Consider the following 19,565-nt stretch of genomic DNA (forward strand, 5'->3'; position numbering starts at 1 on the left):
ACTGCGCTCGCTCATGACTGCGCCTCGCTCACGATCGGCTCCATCATGACCGTGATCACGGCTGTGTTGATTGTTCGCTCACTGCGCTCGCTCATGACTGCGCCTCGCTCACGATCGGCTCCATCATGACCGTGATCACGGCTGTGTTGATTGTTCGCTCACTGCGCTCGCTCATGCCGCGCCCCCGGCACCGACCAGATCGTCCGCGACCAGGAACAGCCGCCGGGCCTCCGCGCGTTGCACCTTGCCGCTCGTGGTCTTCGGAATGCTGCGCGGCGGCACCACCCGAACCCCGGCGGGCAGCACACCGGTGCGCTTGCTCACCGCGACGCGCACCGCTCGGCGCAAAGCGTCGTGTTCGGTTGCCTCCGCACCGGATTCGACGATGAGATGCAATTCCTCCGAAAGCCCTCGGATATCGGAGTGACCAACGGCCGCGACACCACCTAGCCGCACACCAGCGACTTCCTGTGCGGCGAGCTCGAAATCGGTGGGCAGGTAGTTCGCGCCGCGGATGATGATCAGGTCTTTGTGCCTGCCGGTGATGCGCAGCCGACCGTCGCGGAGGTAGCCGATATCGCCGGTGTCCCACCAGCCGTCCCGAGTGGCCGCTGCGGTCTCTTCGGGCAGCCGGAAATAGCCGATGGTCATCGACGGGCCGCGGAATTGGATGCGACCGACGACGTCCGCACCGCACACCACGCCGTCCGCGTCGACGATGCGCACCTCGGTACCGGGCAGCGGTGCGCCGCAGTCGACGATATTCATCGCATCGACGTCGTCTTCCGAAATATCCAGGGCCACACCGTTTCCGGTCAGCGCGCGACGTGACACCGAGTCGTAGGCAACCGGCGCGTGCGGGCGGTTCACGGTGACCGCAAGGGATGCCTCGGCCATGCCGTAGCAGGGCACCAGCGCGTCTTTCGGCAGTCCCCAAGCCGCGAACCGGTCTACGAAGCTCTGCACGGTCGGCGGATGGATCGGCTCGGCGCCGCAGAACAGGAACCGCCAACTCGACAGATCCACGCCCTCGAGTTCGGCGTCGGCAACCCGGGCCGCCGCATATCCGTACGCGAAATTCGGTGCCGCCGTGAATGTCCCGCGATACCGGCCGACCGCACGCAGCCAGTCCCCCGGACTGCGCAGGAATCGGCTCGGTGGCATGAGCACCGCATCGATGCCGCGGAATACCGGCGTCAGGAATCCGCCGATCAGGCCCATATCGTGATGCAGCGGTAGCCAGCCGACCCACGTGTCACCCGCACCCATCGCGGCTGCCTGTGCGATCTGTTCGCAGTTGGCCGCCAGATTCGCGTGGGTGATCTGCACGCCCTTCGGTGTTCCCGTCGAACCGGAGGTCGCCTGGATGAATGCCAGATCCTCCGGTTCGGGGAGTCTGGGTGCCAGCGTCGGCGCGTCGGGTGAACAAGCCCAGGCGTGCAGTACATCGCCATCGATGGCGGCCACGGCGTCCGGCAGTTCTCCCCCTGCGAGTACCGACCGGGTCGCGACCACCGCCGCTGGTTCCAGATAACTGAGTAGCCGAGTGAACTTGTCGCGGAAAATATCCGCCGAACCGAACCCGCCCGGCGTCGCCACCGCGGTCGGCACCGCACCGAGCAGCAGCGCACCGAAGAACGCCGTGACGAACTCCGGGGAGGTGGGCAGACACAGCATCACCCGATCCCCCGGCTCGACACCCTCGGCGGCCAACGCCGCCGCGGTCCTGCCTGCTGCGGACGCGAGATCATCATGCCGCCAGGCAATTTCACCGTCCGAGTCGCCGCGCTCCGGTACGAAAATCGTCGACGGTGCCAACGCTGCACTCCCGGCATTGGCCAGTAGCGCATGCACGATCGTCGGGTGCTGAGGAACCAATGCCGTCACTGCTCACCTCGCACGTAACGCACGATCTCGCCGACGGTATTCAACTGTGCCGCAGCATCTTCCGGAATGACGATGCCGAATGCCTGCTCCAGCTGAATGGTCAGCTCGATCGCGGTCGGCGAATCCAGTCCGTAGTCGATCAATTGCGCGGACGCGTCGATCTCGTCCGCCGAAACCCACAGCACCTCACCGACAATGGCGCGCACCCGCGCCTCGATCTCGGTGGCCGGGGTACTTGCCTGTGTACTCACCCGAGTAACTTCCCTTCGGTCACGCAGGCGCGGACCGACTCCTCGAGATCGACGCCGTCGCCGGTGTCGATGCGGTGGAATCCCACTTCGGGGAAGGCCACCGCGAGGGTGTCGCGCACCTGTAGATATCCCTCACGCAGGGCTCCGAGCCGCTCTGCTGTTTCATGGGCCTCTTTCGGCCCGTTTCCCGAACGTTGCGCGCACCGTGCCGCGGCCTGTACCGGTGGTGCGTCCAGCCACAGCACGGCGTCGGGCAGTGTGGTGCGAAAGCGTTCGGCGAAGCCGGGGACGGTTTCGGTAATGTCGCGGCGCACCAGATCCGCGATCTCCGACAGCAGGTCCCAGATATTCGGGGAGCTGCCGAGCCGGGTGGATTCCGACCGCTGCCAAGCGAGGATGTCGTCGAAGGTGCCCGGCCGGTGGCACTCCAACACGGCCGCGATCTCCTCGGCGCGATCGAGACCGTTCCATTCCGGGCGAGCCAGCGCGACATACAGCGGGCCGTAGACCAGCAATTCGATCAGCGGATGCCGCTCGAATACCAGCACATCCGGCGACCAGGTGGTCAGGAAATGCCGCTCGACCGGACCGAACAGCGTCATCTGCAGATACATCGCGGTGGCCTTCATTTCCAGGCTGCCGATTTCATCGCATCCGATGCTGAAGGCCTTGAGCTGCTCGGAAAGATCCGTCAACGGCACATTCCTGGTGTTGTGGAAGTCCGGGCAGGTCATCGAGGCGAAAGAGCCGGTACCCGGGGCCAATTCGCGCAGCCGCGCCATGACCGAGGATTTGCCCGAACCATCGATGCCGACGATCGCGACGCGGCGGGTCACCGGTCGTCCTCCCGCAGTTGAGCGAGAACGGCCTTGGTGATGTCGGCGGGGGTGTCGGTACCGTCCAGGCGGATCCACCCGAATTCCTCCGACAAGGCCTCCAGCGCATCGTGACTGCGCCGCTGGAAGGTCAGGAAGGTCTCCTCATCGCCGTAGCCGCTCTCGTAGTCGCTGCGCAACTGCTTGCGCCCCAATGCGTCCTGTGGACTCACCGCGAGATAGAAGGTGCGATCGGGTTCCGGGAATCCAGCCGCCAGCTTGCGCAGCACCGCCGGATCGCCGCCGTGCGCGACTTCGGTGGCGAAGTACTTGTACCAGTAGGCATTTGCCAACAGGATGTCCGAACCGCGTTCGGCGGCGAGGTCGAAGGACAACTGCATGGCGTGGAACAGGAAGTGCGCGCGACTCAGCGGGGACAGCAGTTTCAGGTAGCCGTAGATCTCGGCCGGACTGCGCCACGGCAGCTTCGAGGAGACCTTCGGATCGAGGAATGCGTCCCAAATGGTCACGGCGGCAACGCTTTGGCCCTGCGCCTCGAATTCCGCGGCGATGCGGGCCACTTGGGTGGTCTTGCCCGATCCGTCGGCACCGGCGATGCAGATCAGGCGTTTGCGTGCGGTCAGTGGTTCATCCGTTCTGGTGGCCGCCGGGCGTGGGCGCTCCGGGGGCTGGGGTTGTTGCTTGGGCTCAGTTGGCAGTCTCGGCACCGCACGCACAGGCGCGGCGGGCTCACCCGGTTCGGGTGCCTGCGGCACGTCGGGGACCGGGCGCGGACGCTCCCGCGCCTGCTGCGGTTCCGCGCTGACATCGAAAGTTTGCGCGTGGTTGCCTCGACCGGACGGCGGCGCAACCGGCTCGGACGAAGCCTCCAGCACGCTGATGACCCCCACACCGCCGTCGACTCGGATCCGCTGACCAGAGCGGATTGCGGTTGTCGCACCCGCGACATTCAGCACCGCCGGTATTCCGTATTCGCGCCCGATTACCGCCGCGTGCGAGAGCATGCCGCCCACTTCGGTCACCACGGCGGAAACCAACCCGAGCGCGGGTGTCCACCCAGGATCGGTAAACCGAGTTACGAGGATGTCTCCCTCGCGCAGCTGGTCGATATCGGCCAGCGAAGTGATCACTCGCGCGGTGCCCTCCGCGATGCCGGGACTGCAGCCGAGTCCGGTCAGATCGCCCTCGCCGATCTCGCGAACCGCGCCCACGGTGACTCCGCCGCCGAGCTCATGCGGTGGTACCAGGTCCCGGTAGCCCGCGTACACCGCACGGCGATACACGATCTGCGGTGCGAGCGTCGAGATATCCACCCGCCCGGCCGTGAAATCGCACAGCTCATGGATCGACAGCTGGAACACATCATCGGCCTGCTCGAGCGTGCCGGCCGCAGCCAGGCGTACCCCCGCCTCCACGACATACGCGCGCACGACCGCGTAGCACTGCGACGAGAACTCCCGCATGCGCTCGCGCGCGACGAGATACCGGCGCATCCGCTCGACCTGCTTATCCAAAGCCTTGGCGTGCTTCACCCGTGCGAGCGGCTTGGCCCGTACCCGCGCGCGCACCCCGGCGAGTTCGTCTTCGTAGCGTTTGCGCTGATCCACCAGCGTCACATCCGGATCCGCGGGCGGGTTGCCGTGTTCGAGCATGACCGCGATCATCGAGCGCACCCGCTCGGGCGCCTCCGACCAGCGCGGGCTGGTGAGGTCCAGCTCCGCGTCGGCATGGAAGCCCTGCTCGTCGAGGAAGGCACCGAGCGCCTCAACCCACTCGGGACTGTCGAGGCCGTGATCGCTTGCTACCCGGTGCAATTCGACGATGCCGCGCTGCAACTGCATATGGCTGATATCGGCGAGCCCGCCCATCAGGTCGATGGCCGAGGTGGTCGCGCCGGTCGCGGCATCCACCTTGTCGAGCAGTTGCTTGAAGTCGGTCTGGACGCTGGAGTTGTTGTAGATGGTGGTGAAGTAGGTGCGCTCGGTGGCGGCATGGAAGGTGAGCAGGCAGTCCGCCAGATCCGCGACGAAGGTGGCCTGGTCGGTCTGTGGCAGTTCGCGTACTCGCTCGCGCCACACCGCGTATTTCGCGGGCCATTCCGCTGCGAATGCGTCGACCGCAGCCAGTTGATCCTGGTAGCTCTTCTGCACGGCCAGCGCCGCGGGCAGCGCCCTGGCGATCGTCTTCGCATTCGTCGGGGTGCGGTGCGGACCGTTGGGACCGTAGTCGTTGAGCACACCGAGGTCGTCATCGAAATGCTGTTCGTCGAAGCCGGGGATGCGGAAGAAGCACTTCTTCACCGCACTGACATTCCAGTAGGCGCGGCCGTAGTACATGGCCATCCAGTCCGGTTCCACGCCCGGTTCGGCGAGCTTCAACCGCTCGAAGAACCGCTGCATCGAGTACTGGAAAGCGTTGTCGTACAACGAGAACATCATCGGCGTGCAGACCCGCGCCGAGACGCCGCCATCGCGTAGATCGGCATCGGAGAACTGGTCGATATCGGTACGCCAGGTGATCGCGGTAATGGCCCGCGCCTGCAGCAGCCACAGTTTCCCGTCGCCGTCGATGGCCCATTCGATATCCTGCGGGCGGTGCCGGTGCGCCTGCACCGCGAGCATGAGGGCGGCGAGTTCGGCTGTGGCGGTGGCATTCAGCTCGACATCCTCATCACCCGCCGCCCGCTCGACCACCGCGCCGTCGAACAGTCGCAGTGTGTATCTGGTCGGCGTGACATGTCCGGAGACGAGTCGTTCGCCGAGTCCGCGGCAGGCTTCGACCACCGCGTGGTCCTCGATGCCAGTGAGCGCGTCGATGCTGAAACCGACACCGGCACAACGCGCGTCGACCATACGCTGCACCAGAACGGCGACCGGGGCGCCGGCCTCGTGATAGCCGCGCCTGGCCAGATAGGTGCGAACTCGCTCGTTGTGCACCGACTCTCGGCACTGCTCGATATGTTTGCGCAGGGTCGTGACATCGGTGATATCGAGGTACGACTCGTACTGACCGGCGAAACTCGCGTCATCGAGATCTTCGAGCACACCACTCGAACGCGCGGCGACCGGGAAGCCGCCCAGCGCCCGGACCCAGCCTTTCAGGTCGTCATCGGATACCTCGGCCAGATCGAGATCGGCCGTGACGACGAAGCCGGGCGGCACCTCGAATCCGGCCACGATCAGTTCGTGCAGAGTCCCTGCCTTGCCGCCGGCGTGGTCCGGTGCGAAATCGGCCGCGCCGAGGAACATCGGGGCGAATGGAGCTGCGGTGGGAGTTTCGGACACGGTGGAAGCTCCTGTCGGAAGCAGAACCGGGCGCACATCGTGACGGGCGGCCAGGTCGCGGGCGGCGCGTACGCCTGCCACGGTCAGGCCGCCATAGGACGGACTCGCCGTGCGCGGTTCGAAACCGAGCAGTACGGTTTCGGCCATACACGCGTAGACGACCCCGGCGGGCAGCCCGGTTTCGGGAAACGGGGGTGTCTGGCCCAGCGGCAGCGCCATGCGGCCGCCTGAGACCAGGGTGATATTCGGTTGCTGGGACACCGCGGGTGCCACATCGCCGGGGACCGCGAGATCGACCACGAGCACCGGATGGTCGTCGGCCAGTGCTTCGGCGGTGACCACGGGCACGGCCGAATTCGTGGCGGTGAGGACAATGCGACAGGTACGCAGGGCGGTCAGGTCCTCACTGACCGTCACCACGCCGGGCAGACTCGCGGCCACCCGCTCGAGCCGGGACGCCGACCCGGCACGCCCGACCAGGGTCACCGAATCAGCCAGCGGCACAAGCAGTTCCGCCATCACCGCGCCGATATTGCCGAGCGCACCGAGAACACCGATCCGGCGCTGCCCCGGTTCGAGGCGGGCTAGTTCGGCGCGAACCATTTCGTAGGCACAGGCCGCGGTGAGCGAATTACCAGAAGTCACCTTGACGGCGTCCTCCACGACATCGCGCGAGGCATTGGTGACGATGGAGGTGTACCCACCGAGACCGATTACGCTGGCGCCCAACGTGATTGCATGCTCCACCGCCTCCAGCACCAGATCGCGCAGCCAGGCGCGATGTCCGGCGCGCTGGCATTCGATGATCTGTTCGGCCGAAATCGGCACCGCGATCAGGCATACCTCGACCGCTGCGCCCGTCGGCGACGTGACGATCTGTCTGGTCAGTTCGAAGGGTTCAGCCACCCCGCGCAACCGTTCGAACAGGGCGGCGAATTGGCCGTCGGACCATTCGGACAGTTCCGGTGCGAATCTGCGCAGATCCGCGGCGTCGGGCAGATTGGCCAGGAACACGACCCTGGTCGGGGCGTTCCAGTCGCGGGCGACCTCGTTGGTGCGCCGCCGCGATGGCGACCTGCGTTCCGGCACCGGCCAATTCGTGCTGACCGGTGCGGCCAAGTGTGCGAGCAGTCGGGCGTAGTCGCCGCGGTGCATCAGTGCGGCGAGATCGTCGAGCGCCGCTGTCAGCCGGTCCAGCTCGGCGGCGGCGAGGAACGCCGAGGGCTGAATGCGCAGTGTGGTCGGCGCGGAAAGTGTTGGCAGCATGCGAATTCGGTGGGCATGCAGCAGATAACCCGCCACCACATACCCGAACATTTCCGGATCGCAGATCTCGCGCAGCAGTGCGGATGTCGGTTCCGGTGGCGACAATTCGATGCCCTGCAACAGCCCGCGCCCCCGCACGGCGACGATCTCCTCGGGCCAGCGCCGCGCCACCGCGTCGAGCCGCGATCGCAGCCGCGCGCCGGTATCGGCGATCCGGAGCTGGTTGTCCCGCAACAGGTCCAGTGCCGCGTCGGCGACCGCGCAGGACAGATCGTCATCGGCGAAGGTCGAGGTGTGGTACCGGCCGAAGTCGGCAATCGAGCGTTGCCGGTCGACCAGCAGGGCGGAGATCTTCACCAGCCCACCGCCCAGCGATTTCGAGAGCAGGTAGTAGTCCGCGCTCACCTGCGACGGTGATGAGGCGAGGAATGTTCCGGTGCGGCCCATGCCCGACTGGATCTCATCGAATACCAAGGCCGCCGTGTGCCGATCGGCCAACTCGCGCAGTGCCAGCAGCGTCGCGGCCGGAACCTCCCGGACACCGCCCTCACCCTGGATCGGCTCGGTGAATACCGCGGCGATCGGCGAGATCGTGGTCCACGATCGCACCGGCCGACCCGCGCCATCGAAGGTAATCCGGCATACCGGCCGCAGTTCCTCGGCGAACGCATTGGCCACCGCGTCCGGGTCCCAGGTGTCGAGCCTGCGCCGCTCCGGGCCGGGCACCACCAGGTCCGCGGGCGTATCGGCCTGCTCGGTCAGGGCGAAGGCACCGGCTGTCTTGCCATGGAAGGCACCGGTCAGCGAGACGAAAACCGGTCCGCACCGCCGCAATTCGTCTATCTCCCGCAGCGATTCGGTGAGAATCTCGGCGACCGAGCGGCCATCGTCGTCGGATCCGTTGTCGGCCGCGGCAATCGGACGAACATCGTGCAGGCCGTCGCGCCGAACCCGGCGCAGGCCGCGCCGCAGTTCGGTCTCCAGATCGTCGAGGGCGCGGGCATGCGCCACCGCCGCGTGCCGGATCGCCGCCTCCACCGCATCGGCGCCGGTGGACCCGAAGGTCACCACGTGCTCGCGACCGCTCTCGGCGGCCACCGCCTCCGAAAGTCTTCGGGCAAGTCGGGCGGCCCCCGGCCGGACACTGCCCTGGGAGACGAACGGCATCTGCTGATTGAGTTGCGCGGTCGCCACCCGCACCAACGCCGGATGGTTGTGCCCGAACAGCGCCGCACCGAAACCGCCGACAAGATCCAGAACCCGGGTCCCATCCGGCCGGATCAGGTAGTCACTTTCGGCGCCCGCGTACACGACATCCAGATGGCAGGCGCGTAGCAGCCGAGCCAGTCCAGGACGGTTGTGCCGGGCGAAGTCATCGAATAATTCGTCTTCGGAAACAATGGCGGAGGAATTTATTTGTTTCGAAAACAGAACGCCTGCCGACACGACTTATGCTCCGATTCCAGAGTTCCGGTCGGCTGCACACTTGGCGACCACACAGTCGATTACGTCGCGCGCGGTATGCAGGGTCGTGGCCTCGGCATCGGAGATCTCGATACCGAACGCACGCTCGAGTTCGATGACGAGTTCCGCTGAGCGGACCGAGTCCAAGCCATAATCCAGCAACGGCGTATTCACATCGATCGACGGCACCTGCAATCCCCGTGAAAAGAGTTCACGCACCCGTGTACCGACATCATGCAACCCGGTCATCGCACGTCCTCCGACGCGCTCGAACCTGCCGCGTACACCCTGCGCGCAACGCGGGTGCAAACCATCGAATCCGTCGCGTTTGCCAGTAATATTCGCTGGTCAGCGCGGAATTCTCGGTCAGCCGAGACTGCGATCACTTGCCCTCCGATACGGCAATCAGGACTGTCACGTCCGATATTTCGTCCATATGCACAACTGTCAGCAATCACAGTGGTGCATGCACACATCTGTACACCGCCGATTTCCGACTGGCAATGTGAATAGCGCCGACTCAGAGCGCGGTCGAACTTTCAGCAACTGTTTCGCTAATTCGGTCATGCGACATGCGAAGCACTCGGCTAGGTCGCCCAAAAATGGGACCCGACGAGGCTGCGTCTGAGACAATACATTCCGCGGTTCACCGTCACAGATAATTCGTCAATTCGCCCACCCGCCGCGGTGCGGAATCATCTGTCAATAAATGCGCTGTTCACACCCGGTTCACCGAGTGGAATGCAGAGTTTCCGAACCGACCCATCGGTACTTTTGTTTTGCACTGGGCTCTAGCACATTTCGCGCGGAATACAAAGTCACGTAACGCCTTTTTTACCTCGGGTAACCGGTCCTGCGTCATGCCCGAACTTCCGGCTAACTTCTGGTCCCGGCGGCAGATGTGACGGCTCTCATTACCGGCCGGTAGCTCCTCTGACGCACTGTGACCGGTCACAAGCGCCCGACCGCCCGGATAGCGCACTCTCACAGAACCATGCGAACCAGTCCACACGCCCCTTCGGGCAGTTAGTGTGAATGCTCCACACAGCTACACCCGTGGCCGAATAGGAGTCGCCAATGCCCGTCGACCACTCGATCAGGCCGACCCTGACCCTTTCGGGCAAGCCGATGTCGTCCCCACTCAAGGATGTCCGCGCGCTGTCCCGACAGATGGTCGGCCACTTCGTGGACAACGTCATCCCCTGCTCGACGATGCCAGGTGATGCCATTACCGGCGATTTCACCGCCAGCACCCGCGTCTGCCTCGAAATCGCGGTCAGCATGCTCGACGGCAAGGACATCCCGGAGAAGGTGCAGCGGCTCGAGGACCATGCCGCGGGCTGGGCCCGCGAAGGCGTGCCCATCGACACCATCCTGCATTCCATCCACGAGGGCTTCCAGATGGGCCTCCAGCTGGTGGTGTCCAGTGCGACGATCAAGGACTACGACAATCTCGTCGACGGCGCCAAGATGGTCATCGAACTGCTCGATAAGCTCACCTCGGCGATCTCGGTGGCCTACATCCGCGAGCTGCGTGCCGTCGTCAGCGAGCACCACACTGCCGTGCACACGCTCACTTCCGCGCTGCTCGGCGGGCACAGCACCTCGACCATGGCCCGCGAATGCGGTATTGCCATCGCGGAGTCGTATGACGTTCTCGCCGTTGCCATTCCAGCGCATCGCGACGAGCACAATCCGATGCTCGACGCCCAGGTGGTGGCCCGGCGCAAGTTACGTCGGCTGCAGGCCGAACTCGCCACGCAATGTGGAGCGAGCGCGCTGTCGCTGCTGAGCGTGGACGGCGGCACCGTGCTGATCCCCTCGGCCCAATTCGACAACGACGAACTCGACGCGGTGGTGGTCAGGCTCGCGCACGCCGCGCAGGTCGGCATTACCGCGACCATGGTCGTGGCCACGCCGGAACAGATTCCGAACGCCGCCGACCAGGCCCACGAACTCCTGGACATGGTGCAGCGGCTGCAGGCGGTGGCCGGGCTCTACCGCTTCGACGAACTCGCCCTCGAATATCAGCTCACCCGGCCGGGCCCAGGCCGCGAATACCTCGGTTCGCTGCTGGACCCCCTGGACGAACACCCCGAACTGCTGGAGACGCTGCAGCGCCACATCGCCAATAACCTCAACCGCCAGCGCACCGCCCGGGTGCTGCACGTGCACACCAATACGGTCGATTACCGGCTCAAGCGCATCGGACAACTCACCGGCTTCGACCCGTCACAGCCGTCCGGGCTGTGGTACCTGCGCTCTGCTCTGGTCGCGCGCACGTACCGCACCTGATAAAGACGCCCGTACACTCGTGATACCGAAAGGCCCGCCGGAGGATCGCCCGGCGGGCCTTTCAGTGTCAGGCGGGTGCGCCGATCACGAAGGTAGGCCGAGCCCCGCGGCCAGCACCGGCCACGAAGTCTTCAGTGCCTCTTGCCAATACCCCCACGAGTGGGTCCCAGTGGGCTGGAAGTCGTAGGTGGCCGGGATGCCCAGTTGATCGAGTCTGGTGCGCAGGTTCTGGGTGCACCAGCTCACCGCGGATTCGATGACACCGCCGATCACCAGCTGATTGAAGAACCCACGCGGCCCGGGCTGCATGTGGGTACCGTCGTAGACGTCGTACATGCCGGGCACGCCCGTACCGGTAGAGATGAACAGGTGGATGCCGCGCAACCGCTCTGCATGCAGGTACGGATCGTTGGCCGCCCACATCGGATCATTCGACGGCCCATACATATTCATCGTATCGCCGCCGCCCCAACCCTCCACCGCGAGCTTCACGAACTGCTGCCCGATCGGATCACTGATCTGCGCACAACCGCTGTAAGCCGCAACCGCCTGGTACAAACCAGGTTTCGCGATCGGCAACTGCAAAACCGAAGTGCCCGAAGTGGACAGCCCCGCGATCGCATTGACGCCGGTGGTATCGAGTTCGGCATCGATCAGCGGCGGCAACTCCTCGGTGAGGAACGTCTTCCACTTGTACAGACCAAGTTTCGGATCCGGCGCACGCCAGTCTGTGTAGTAGCTCCACTTACCACCCACCGGCTGCACCACATTCACGTCTTTGTCGGCGAGAAACCTCAGCACATCGGTGTTCTTCTGCCAGGTCGCACTGTCCTGCCCACCCCCACCCCCATTCAGCAGATACAACGTCGGCCGCGGTGTCGACCGATCCGCCGGACGCAACACCTTCACCATGATGTCCTGTTGCATCGCAGCGGAATACACCCGCAACTGCACCGTACGATCATCCTCAGCCCACGACCCGGTGATCGACGACGGCGCATCAGCATTCGCGACCGACGGCACCACGACCACACCCGCGGCAACGGCAACCACCGCCAGCGCATGCACCCAACGACCACACAGTATTTCCAAGCCGCTCATGGCCGATCGTTCCCACCTGGGTCCCATTGCTTTCCTTCCTGCAGAAGCGCGCTATTCCTCGGCAGCCGCCACTCATGTTGATCAACGGCGCCGAAACTGCGCCAACGCTAGAACCGCAGAACTCCGCGGCAAATGCGGACCGACAGGGTCTGGACACCTCATGACTGGGCTCCGCACTGCTAGGGGTACGACATAACGAGCCGGGACGGCTCTAGCCGCTACGACCAGACCGAAATGTCAGCCACGCCGCACCGAGAACGGGATCTCGAGGCAGTCCGGTTTCAGCGTTCGAGAGGACGGAGTTTCACCACCCTCTACTTCGCGCAGCTCACGGCCCGACAGAGCACACTGGAGCTTTGGTATGCCGAGGATGCGCAACTCACAGTCGGGGACACTCCGTACGTGGGCACGACGGCGATCTTCGAGCAGCTCGTCCGATTCCCGCAGGCTGGGTACAACGTCAACGCGATCGATGTCCAGTCAGACATCGCTTCCTCTACGCTTCTTCGGGCGACTGGAAATCTCATGCTGGACGGAACTCCAGATGCTCGTCCGTTCGAGACATCATTCACGCTGAACAGCTCCTCGATGATCGCCGACCAGACCTTCCAAGGCATCTAGATCGCGATTGGACGATCCCGCCAGACCTTCGTGTCACGCGATGCCACAAATTGGCTTCAGCTGAAGCGTGCGTTCTCAGGTCGCGCGCTTCTGCCCGGCAGGACCGGACATACCGATGCTGATGAAGCTGTCCGGGTACACGGCGGTTCGCAGCCTCGCGGAGTACGCGCGGGTGTCCGATGAAGGTCTCCTGAACTTCCAGGCCGACACCGATCCCGCCGCGCGTCGCCATGGCCGGCGGCCGGGCGAATAGTCCGTGGCCGGAGACGAACATGATGAGCATTGAGACATCTATCCCGTTGTGCGAAGCGGAATTTCATGTCCTGTGCTAGTGGAGTTGGCCCACTGCCGACGCTGTGACCTGGGGTGGACCGTCCTCGATGGCACAACGAGTGCGTGACTTCACCAATGCAGGTAGTCCGTTCGACTTTCCCGTTGTGCGAAGCGGCATTTTATGTCCTCCGCCGCAGGCCAATAACGTCGGATTCATGGAGTGGAATTTTCAGTCGGCCGAAGAGCTTTCAGCTGCCTTGCGTGCCGGTGCGGTGACCTCGGAGGAACTGACCGACGAGGCGATCGCCCGGATCGAGCGCGACGACAAGGCGATCAACGCGATCTGTGTACCGGACTTCGACAATGCGCGGGCCGCCGCACGCGCTGCCGACCAGGCGCGCGCCCGCGGCGAGGACCGGCCGCTGCTCGGCATTCCGGTAACGGTCAAGGAGTCCTACGACATCGCCGGGCTGCCCACGACCTGGGGCATCCCAGCGCAGCGGGACTATATACCGGCCGAGGACGCGGTACAGGTGTCGCGGTTGAAGGCCGCCGGCGCGGTGATCCTCGGTAAGACCAATGTGCCGTTGACGCTGCGAGATATCCAGAGCTTCAACGAGATCTACGGCACCACCAACAATCCGTGGGATCACGGCCGCACGTCGGGTGGGTCGTCCGGCGGTTCGGCGGCGGCCCTGGCGTGCGGATTCGGCGCGCTGTCCATCGGCTCCGACCTCGCCGGTTCGCTGCGCACCCCCGCGCATTTCTGCGGCATCTACGCACACAAGCCGACACTCGGGCTGGCGCCGACCCGCGGCATGGTCGCGCCGCCCGCACCGGCAATGCCGATCGACCTCGACCTCGCCGTCGTCGGCCCGATGGCGCGCACCGCCCGCGACCTGACGCTGCTGTTGGACGTAATGGCCGGACCGGACCCGCTGACCCACGGCGTCGCCTACGACGTCGCACTGCCGCCCGCGCGCCACGAGCGGCTGGCCGACTTCCGTGTCCTGATCATCGAGGACCATCCGCTCATTCCGACCGGATCGGCGGTGCGGGCGGGCGTGAACAGGGTCGCCGAGGCGCTCGTCGACGCGGGCGCCCGCGTCGAACGGCGCAGTCCGCTGCTGCCCGATCCGACCGAAGCGGCGACGCTCTACATGCTGCTGATGCTGTCGAACGCCGCCACAAGTCTTTCCGTCGACGTGTACGAACAGCTGCAGACCCACGCCGCCGCCCTGAGCGCGGACGACCGGAGTCTCGATGCGGCGCGGCTGCGCGGCATGGTGCTCAGCCACCGCGACTGGGTCGAGGCGAACAACCGTCGCGAACTCCACCGCCACGGCTGGCGGCAGCTCTTCGCCGAGTTCGACGCCGTGGTGTGCCCCATCACGCCCACTCCCGCCTTCCCACACGACCACAACGGAGGTCTGGAGAACCGGCACATCGACATCGACGGCGTCGAGTACCCGTACTTCGACCAGCTCGTCTGGGCCGGTGTGGCGACCATGCCCGGCCTGCCCGCCACCGCCATACCCGCGGGCCGGTCCCCCGAGGGGCTGCCGGTGGGCGTGCAGCTCATCGGTCCGATGTTCGAGGACCGCACCCCACTGCGGCTGGCCGAACTACTCGAGCACAAGATCGGCGGCTTCCAGGCACCGAAGTAACCCGCACCACCGGGTGTCCACCCAGGACGAGGCGCCGTAGAAATCGCAACCGACCACGACGACCCGAGAATCGTTGCAGAAGTCGACATCCGCCATTGCCACGGGGCGTTCGCGGCAACGCACGGTATTGCCGCATTCAGGGCGGTTTGCGACACGAAATACACTGCGGTGCAGCATCGATCGCAGATCGACGCACGAACATGGGTATGGCCGCCCGTCCAGGTCGTCGACCGGGATCCCGCCGAGCCCCCGCTTCCGGGTCCGTCATACGGGCTGAACGAGCACAGAGGCCTAGCCGCCCAGCAGGCGGCGGATCTCCTCGTCCGGATACGGGGTGTTCCGGCTCCCCTGCTGGAACGCACGCATGAACGCGGACATCGCCGCGGCGATCGGCGCGTGCCGGGTGAGGACCGTGGCGGCCTCCTCAGGGATGCCCTCCGGCGGCTTGCCCTCGGCGAAGGCGCGCACCATCGTGGCGCGCGCCTCCCGGTCCTCCCTCCGGAGCCCGTACAGGGCGGTGACCAGCCAGTTCACCAGGTAGGTGGCGGTATAGCCGCGGTCGTAGCTCTGGTTCTGGTCGAAGAACGCGGCCTCCTCCGGCGAGAGATCGAACCCCGAGGAGAGCGCGAGGCCGTAGTCGCCGAAGTAGAGGCGTTGACCGTCGGTCAGGATGTTCTCGAAGTGCGCGTCGAGGTGCAGCAGCCCACGGCTGTTCATGAACGCGATGCCAGCGGCCAGTTCCCGCTCCACCACGGCGCAGGCCCGGTCGGTGGCCTCGTCGCCCGCCTCGATCTGGACGTTCAGCCACTCGTGCAGGGTCTGCGGGATGTACTCCAGGAACAGCGCGATGCTCGCCGAAGAGTCTCGGAGGGCCTCGATTCGGTGACGTACCTGCGGTCGGCCGTCCCAGTAGGCGACGACGCGATCGATGTCGGCGAGCTCCTCCGGCAGCGGCGTCGTGTCCGGCAACACCCGCCAGTGATACATCAGCGGGAAGCCCTCGTGTTCGGCGGCGAGCACCCAGTTCGTCGTCATGGTGTGCACGGCGAGCTCGCGCCAAGCCCCGAAGCCCGCCCCGCCGATGAGGCCAACGCCGTAATGGTAGAACAGCGGCACATCGAACAGGTTCGCCGTGGACCGGACATGCTCCGGCTGTCGTTCCAGATCGGTGAGAGGCACTCGCTTCACGAAAACCGGGGTTCCGGCGACCTCCAGCAGCGCCGACTTCCCGCCGATACCGACGCCGATCGGCACGGCCGCATCCACGAGCTCACGCAACGCATGATCGCTGTGCAACGCCAGGGCCGTGGAGACAGCGCTGTGAGCGCGCAGGCGCGCCGGGCGCGACATGTCACGGCTCGTCGCCGCGTCGCCGGATATCGCCGCGTCAGGTGAACAGGACGTCACTGCAGCATCGATCACGATACTGGCATACCGGTGACGACGCAGAAGCGCGAAATCGTCGACACCGAGCACCCTCGGCACCTCACGCACCGACACATGGTGACCTCAGTTGCTTGGCGTTACCACCGAGCGTGAGACAGAGTCGAAAGTGGGACAGAGCCGTTGCGTTCACAGTCCCCGCCGTCGTCAGTCGACTCCTCAACGTCAGCATCGAAGCAGCGCGCTTGGCGGAAGAGATCCGCGACAACCTCGAAGCCCGCATCATCGAGGCCAAACGCGAGGGCTGGCTCGGCGAAGTCGAGGGCCTCCTGCAAGTCAGCTACAGCGGTGTCGAGGACAAGCTCAGCCAGATCGACGCTTCGCTCCAACGGCGGTCGGCGGGAACCGATCTCGGTATGCCCGCGCTCGGGTCCATTGCTGGAAGGTCTTGTGCACCATGAGAACACAAGAGTTTGTCCGTCGCGGCGGATCAGCGGAATGAACGCACGAAGACAGCGGGCGCGGCCGGTTCCGACGCCGGCGGCGCCGACGCCGGCCCGAGAGGACCCGAACGTGCCGCGCTCGTTACTGCGGCATATCCCCGACCGTCACGTTGGTATCGATGAGTCCGAACACCTCGCCCTGTGGCGCCGCGACCATCGCCATCCGGCCGGCCGGCGAGTCGGAGGCGGGCATCAGGACCCTCGCGCCGAGCTCGGAAGCCCGCGCCACCCCGGCGTCGACGTCGTCGAACTGGAACCAGGTCAGCCAGTAGCTGGGCATGGGATCGCCGGGCATCACGGTGTCGTCGTTCATACCGCCGGCGGGCTGTTCGCCGCCGCGCGGGGTGAACATCGCGTAGATCATGTTCTTACCGTCGCCGATGTCGGCGTAGGTGAAGCCGAAGACGTCGGCGTAGAACTTCTTCGCGGTGTCGAGCTGGCGGGTGTGCAGTTCATTCCAACAGTAGGCACCGTGCTCGTTGTGGACGGCGGCGCCGTTGTGCGCACGCGCCTGCCAGACGCCGAAGGCCGCGCCGACGGTGTCGATTCCGATGAACATGCGCCCGGCGTCGAGCACGTCGAGCGGGGGCATGACCACCTGACCACCGGCCGCGCCCACCTTCTTTGCGATCGCGTCGGCATTGTCGGCGGCGAGGTAGGTCGTCCACACCGAGGGCATCTCGGCCTGCGGTTTCGGGCCGATTCCGGCGACCGCATCCGTGCCCTTCATCCCCATCAGATATCCGCCCGCATCGTCCCCACCGCCGTCGATGGTCCAGCCGAACAGATCGGCGTAGAACTCGCTCGCCTTCACCGGGTCGTCGACCTGGCAATCGACCCAACACGGGGTGCCCTCGGACCAAGGTGTGCTTCGAACAGGCATCGATATCTCCGTTCACTCGTCGGTTGCCAAAGGTCGCGGGCGGGCGTACCGAGCCCACCCGAGAAGGTGCCGGTCACACTGCCTTCTAGTAGTGAACCAGCATCTCCTTGCCGGTGTCTGGAGTTTGCTGAACGTTTACCGTCACCGCAACGGGTCACGACAACCGAATGCCCACCGGGCCGATTGTGCGGAATCGGCCCGGTGGGCACGCCGCCACGCGCCTGCACCGACCGGGAAAAGGAGGCGGGATAGGAATCCGTTTCAACGGGACGGGATCGCGTCGCGGTGGGCGCACCCGCCGAACAGGCTCGGGAGTCGGGGTTCGTCCTGTTCGGCCGCGGTGCACGCCTACTCGGATGTCACAGCTTGCCGCCACCGCCGATCAACCACGGGTTGAAGGCGCAGTCCAGATTCGGATGAGCGGCCGGGTCGAGCGCGTTGAGCGCGATCGACAGCGCGCGCGGCGAGTACATCATCGTCAGGTGATCGGACAGGTCCTGTTCGCAACCGTCCTGCAAGGTGATGTTGTGGACGGTCGAGCCCGGACCCGCCTTCAGGAAAGTCAGGTCGTAGGGGTTGGTGACCTCGTCGTAGCGAGTTCCGACCACGGTGTAGTCGACACCGGGGACGGTGTCGCCGTTCGCGTTGAGCTGGTTCACGAAATCGGAGCCGATGGTCTGCTGGATGCCCGCGTGACCGACGAAGATCTCGATGAAGCCGAGAATGTCGATACCGAAGTTGTTGATGGCCCGGCCCAATGCGCCGATGCCGTCGAGGCTGGTGCCGTGGTGGGTGGCACCGAAGGTGACCAGATTCTTCACCTTGGCCGCACCACCCTCGAACTTGGTGTACCAGTTGGCCAACGAACCGCCCTGCGAGTGGGCGACGATATCGACCTCCGACGCGCCGGTCGCGGCGAGTACTCGATCGACGAAGGCTGCGACCTGTTTGGCCGAATCCTGGATGTAGCCGGTGCCCATCACACCGGGCAGCACCGATCCGAGACCGCCGCCTTCCAGCAGATTCGAACGTCCGTAGTTGAAGGTGAAGACGCAGAAGCCCGCATCCTTCATCGGCTGGCCCATGTAGGCGAACCCGTTGTAGGCGTTCATCCAGGTGCCGTGCAGTGCGACTACTGGGCGCGGATGTTCGGCGGTCGGCTTGCAGTTCCAGTCGTTGGTGCCGGGCGGTGCGACATCGGGATTCAGCAGACCGTAGCCGAACGCGGCCAGCCACGCTGTGCTCGGCGGGCCGTAACCCACTGTGTCACTGGCGTATCCGCCCGATGATCCCGAGCTGCTGCCGGAGCCACCGTAGCAATCACCGGAGCCATTGCCCGATCCCGCACCGCTGCCCGAGGTGCAGGCCGAACCCGAACTGCCCGCGCTGCCGGAGTCGGCCACCGGCGCCGCCTTCCGGCCCGCGGCGATGTAGTCGGCCAGAGTCTGCTCCGTTGGCGCCGGATCGGGATTCGCATTGGCTGCGACCCCGGTCACACTCATGGCGAGCACCGAGACGCCCATCATCACCGCGGCGCTGACCGACCGACCGCATCTACTTCGTTTCATGACATGCCTTCCTGGAGAACGTCAGCGTTCGAGTCGCAGCGCCGAGGTAAGTCGGTCAACGGCACTGAAACTGCGGCAACGCTAAAGCCGGGTGCTGGTGAAACCCATGCGGCGGCAACGTAACTGGACACCTCACCAAACGGCTTTGCCCCTATTAGGGGTGCGGCACAATCGCGGTTTCCGGTGTCGCGGCGACGGCCACAATTCAGACGATCGAATTCGGTGAATTCTCCAGATCACCAACGGATTACGAGGAATTCAGAACATTCGAGAAGACCATGGT

14 protein-coding genes are annotated in these 19,565 nt (G+C 65.3%); 5 read left to right on the forward strand and 9 right to left on the reverse strand.

The window, feature by feature from the left end; translation table 11 throughout:
• Nucleotides 1-171 precede the first annotated feature (171 nt).
• Genes ACIBJI_RS05080 through ACIBJI_RS05100 form a run of 5 tightly spaced genes read right to left on the reverse strand, consistent with a single transcriptional unit; the run spans nt 172 to nt 9,237 of the window.
• Nucleotides 172-1,887: a fatty acyl-AMP ligase gene (locus ACIBJI_RS05080; protein ID WP_364340632.1), complete on the reverse strand. Its 1,716-nt coding sequence runs from the start codon at nt 1,885-1,887 to the stop codon at nt 172-174.
• Nucleotides 1,884-2,138: an acyl carrier protein gene (locus tag ACIBJI_RS05085; RefSeq protein ID WP_364340630.1), complete on the reverse strand. Its 255-nt coding sequence runs from the start codon at nt 2,136-2,138 to the stop codon at nt 1,884-1,886. The genes ACIBJI_RS05080 and ACIBJI_RS05085 overlap by 4 nt, the downstream gene beginning before the upstream one ends.
• A complete protein-coding gene (locus tag ACIBJI_RS05090; protein WP_364340628.1) occupies nt 2,135-2,974 on the reverse strand; it encodes a hypothetical protein in 840 nt (279 codons plus the stop codon). Before ACIBJI_RS05090 ends, ACIBJI_RS05085 begins: the two co-directional genes overlap by 4 nt.
• Nucleotides 2,971-8,970 carry an aminotransferase class III-fold pyridoxal phosphate-dependent enzyme gene (locus tag ACIBJI_RS05095; protein ID WP_397083121.1) on the reverse strand — a complete coding sequence of 2,000 codons (6,000 nt, stop codon included), beginning with the start codon at nt 8,968-8,970 and terminating at the stop codon, nt 2,971-2,973. Before ACIBJI_RS05095 ends, ACIBJI_RS05090 begins: the two co-directional genes overlap by 4 nt.
• Before the next feature lie 3 nt (nt 8,971-8,973).
• On the reverse strand, nt 8,974-9,237 hold the full coding sequence (locus ACIBJI_RS05100) for an acyl carrier protein (RefSeq protein ID WP_364340624.1): 264 nt from the start codon (nt 9,235-9,237) through the stop codon (nt 8,974-8,976).
• Between the two features lie 828 nt (nt 9,238-10,065).
• On the opposite strand from ACIBJI_RS05100, the gene ACIBJI_RS05105 reads away from it, so the two are divergent.
• Nucleotides 10,066-11,283: a helix-turn-helix domain-containing protein gene (locus ACIBJI_RS05105; RefSeq protein WP_364340622.1), complete on the forward strand. Its 1,218-nt coding sequence runs from the start codon at nt 10,066-10,068 to the stop codon at nt 11,281-11,283.
• A gap of 84 nt (nt 11,284-11,367) precedes the next feature.
• On the opposite strand, the gene ACIBJI_RS05110 is transcribed toward ACIBJI_RS05105, so the two are convergent.
• Nucleotides 11,368-12,384 carry an alpha/beta hydrolase family protein gene (locus ACIBJI_RS05110; protein WP_364340620.1) on the reverse strand — a complete coding sequence of 339 codons (1,017 nt, stop codon included), beginning with the start codon at nt 12,382-12,384 and terminating at the stop codon, nt 11,368-11,370.
• A gap of 234 nt (nt 12,385-12,618) precedes the next feature.
• Here ACIBJI_RS05110 and ACIBJI_RS05115 point away from each other — a divergent pair, with 234 nt between their 5' ends.
• The 3 genes from ACIBJI_RS05115 (at nt 12,619) to ACIBJI_RS05125 (ending at nt 14,945) form a co-directional block, all read left to right on the forward strand.
• Nucleotides 12,619-13,005, forward strand: coding sequence for a ketosteroid isomerase family protein (locus ACIBJI_RS05115; RefSeq protein ID WP_364340618.1), 387 nt, complete (start codon nt 12,619-12,621; stop codon nt 13,003-13,005).
• A 115-nt stretch (nt 13,006-13,120) separates the two neighbouring features.
• A complete protein-coding gene (locus tag ACIBJI_RS05120; RefSeq protein ID WP_364340616.1) occupies nt 13,121-13,258 on the forward strand; it encodes a hypothetical protein in 138 nt (45 codons plus the stop codon).
• Between the two features lie 235 nt (nt 13,259-13,493).
• Complete coding sequence (locus ACIBJI_RS05125) at nt 13,494-14,945, forward strand: amidase (protein ID WP_364340614.1); 1,452 nt, start codon at nt 13,494-13,496, stop codon at nt 14,943-14,945.
• 291 nt (nt 14,946-15,236) lie between these two features.
• On the opposite strand, the gene ACIBJI_RS05130 is transcribed toward ACIBJI_RS05125, so the two are convergent.
• Nucleotides 15,237-16,295, reverse strand: coding sequence for a protein kinase family protein (locus ACIBJI_RS05130; RefSeq protein ID WP_397083722.1), 1,059 nt, complete (start codon nt 16,293-16,295; stop codon nt 15,237-15,239).
• A 278-nt stretch (nt 16,296-16,573) separates the two neighbouring features.
• Here ACIBJI_RS05130 and ACIBJI_RS05135 point away from each other — a divergent pair, with 278 nt between their 5' ends.
• Entirely contained in the window at nt 16,574-16,789 is a 216-nt protein-coding gene (locus ACIBJI_RS05135) for a hypothetical protein (RefSeq protein WP_364340610.1), read from the forward strand.
• A 124-nt stretch (nt 16,790-16,913) separates the two neighbouring features.
• Here the strand turns inward: ACIBJI_RS05135 and ACIBJI_RS05140 are convergent, their stop codons facing one another.
• Entirely contained in the window at nt 16,914-17,714 is an 801-nt protein-coding gene (locus ACIBJI_RS05140; RefSeq protein ID WP_364340608.1) for a VOC family protein, read from the reverse strand.
• 359 nt (nt 17,715-18,073) lie between these two features.
• Complete coding sequence (locus ACIBJI_RS05145) at nt 18,074-19,282, reverse strand: alpha/beta fold hydrolase (RefSeq protein ID WP_364340606.1); 1,209 nt, start codon at nt 19,280-19,282, stop codon at nt 18,074-18,076.
• Between the last annotated feature and the right edge of the window lie 283 nt (nt 19,283-19,565).

The organism is Nocardia sp. NPDC050408 (genome assembly GCF_044458905.1).
Taxonomy (GTDB): domain Bacteria; phylum Actinomycetota; class Actinomycetes; order Mycobacteriales; family Mycobacteriaceae; genus Nocardia.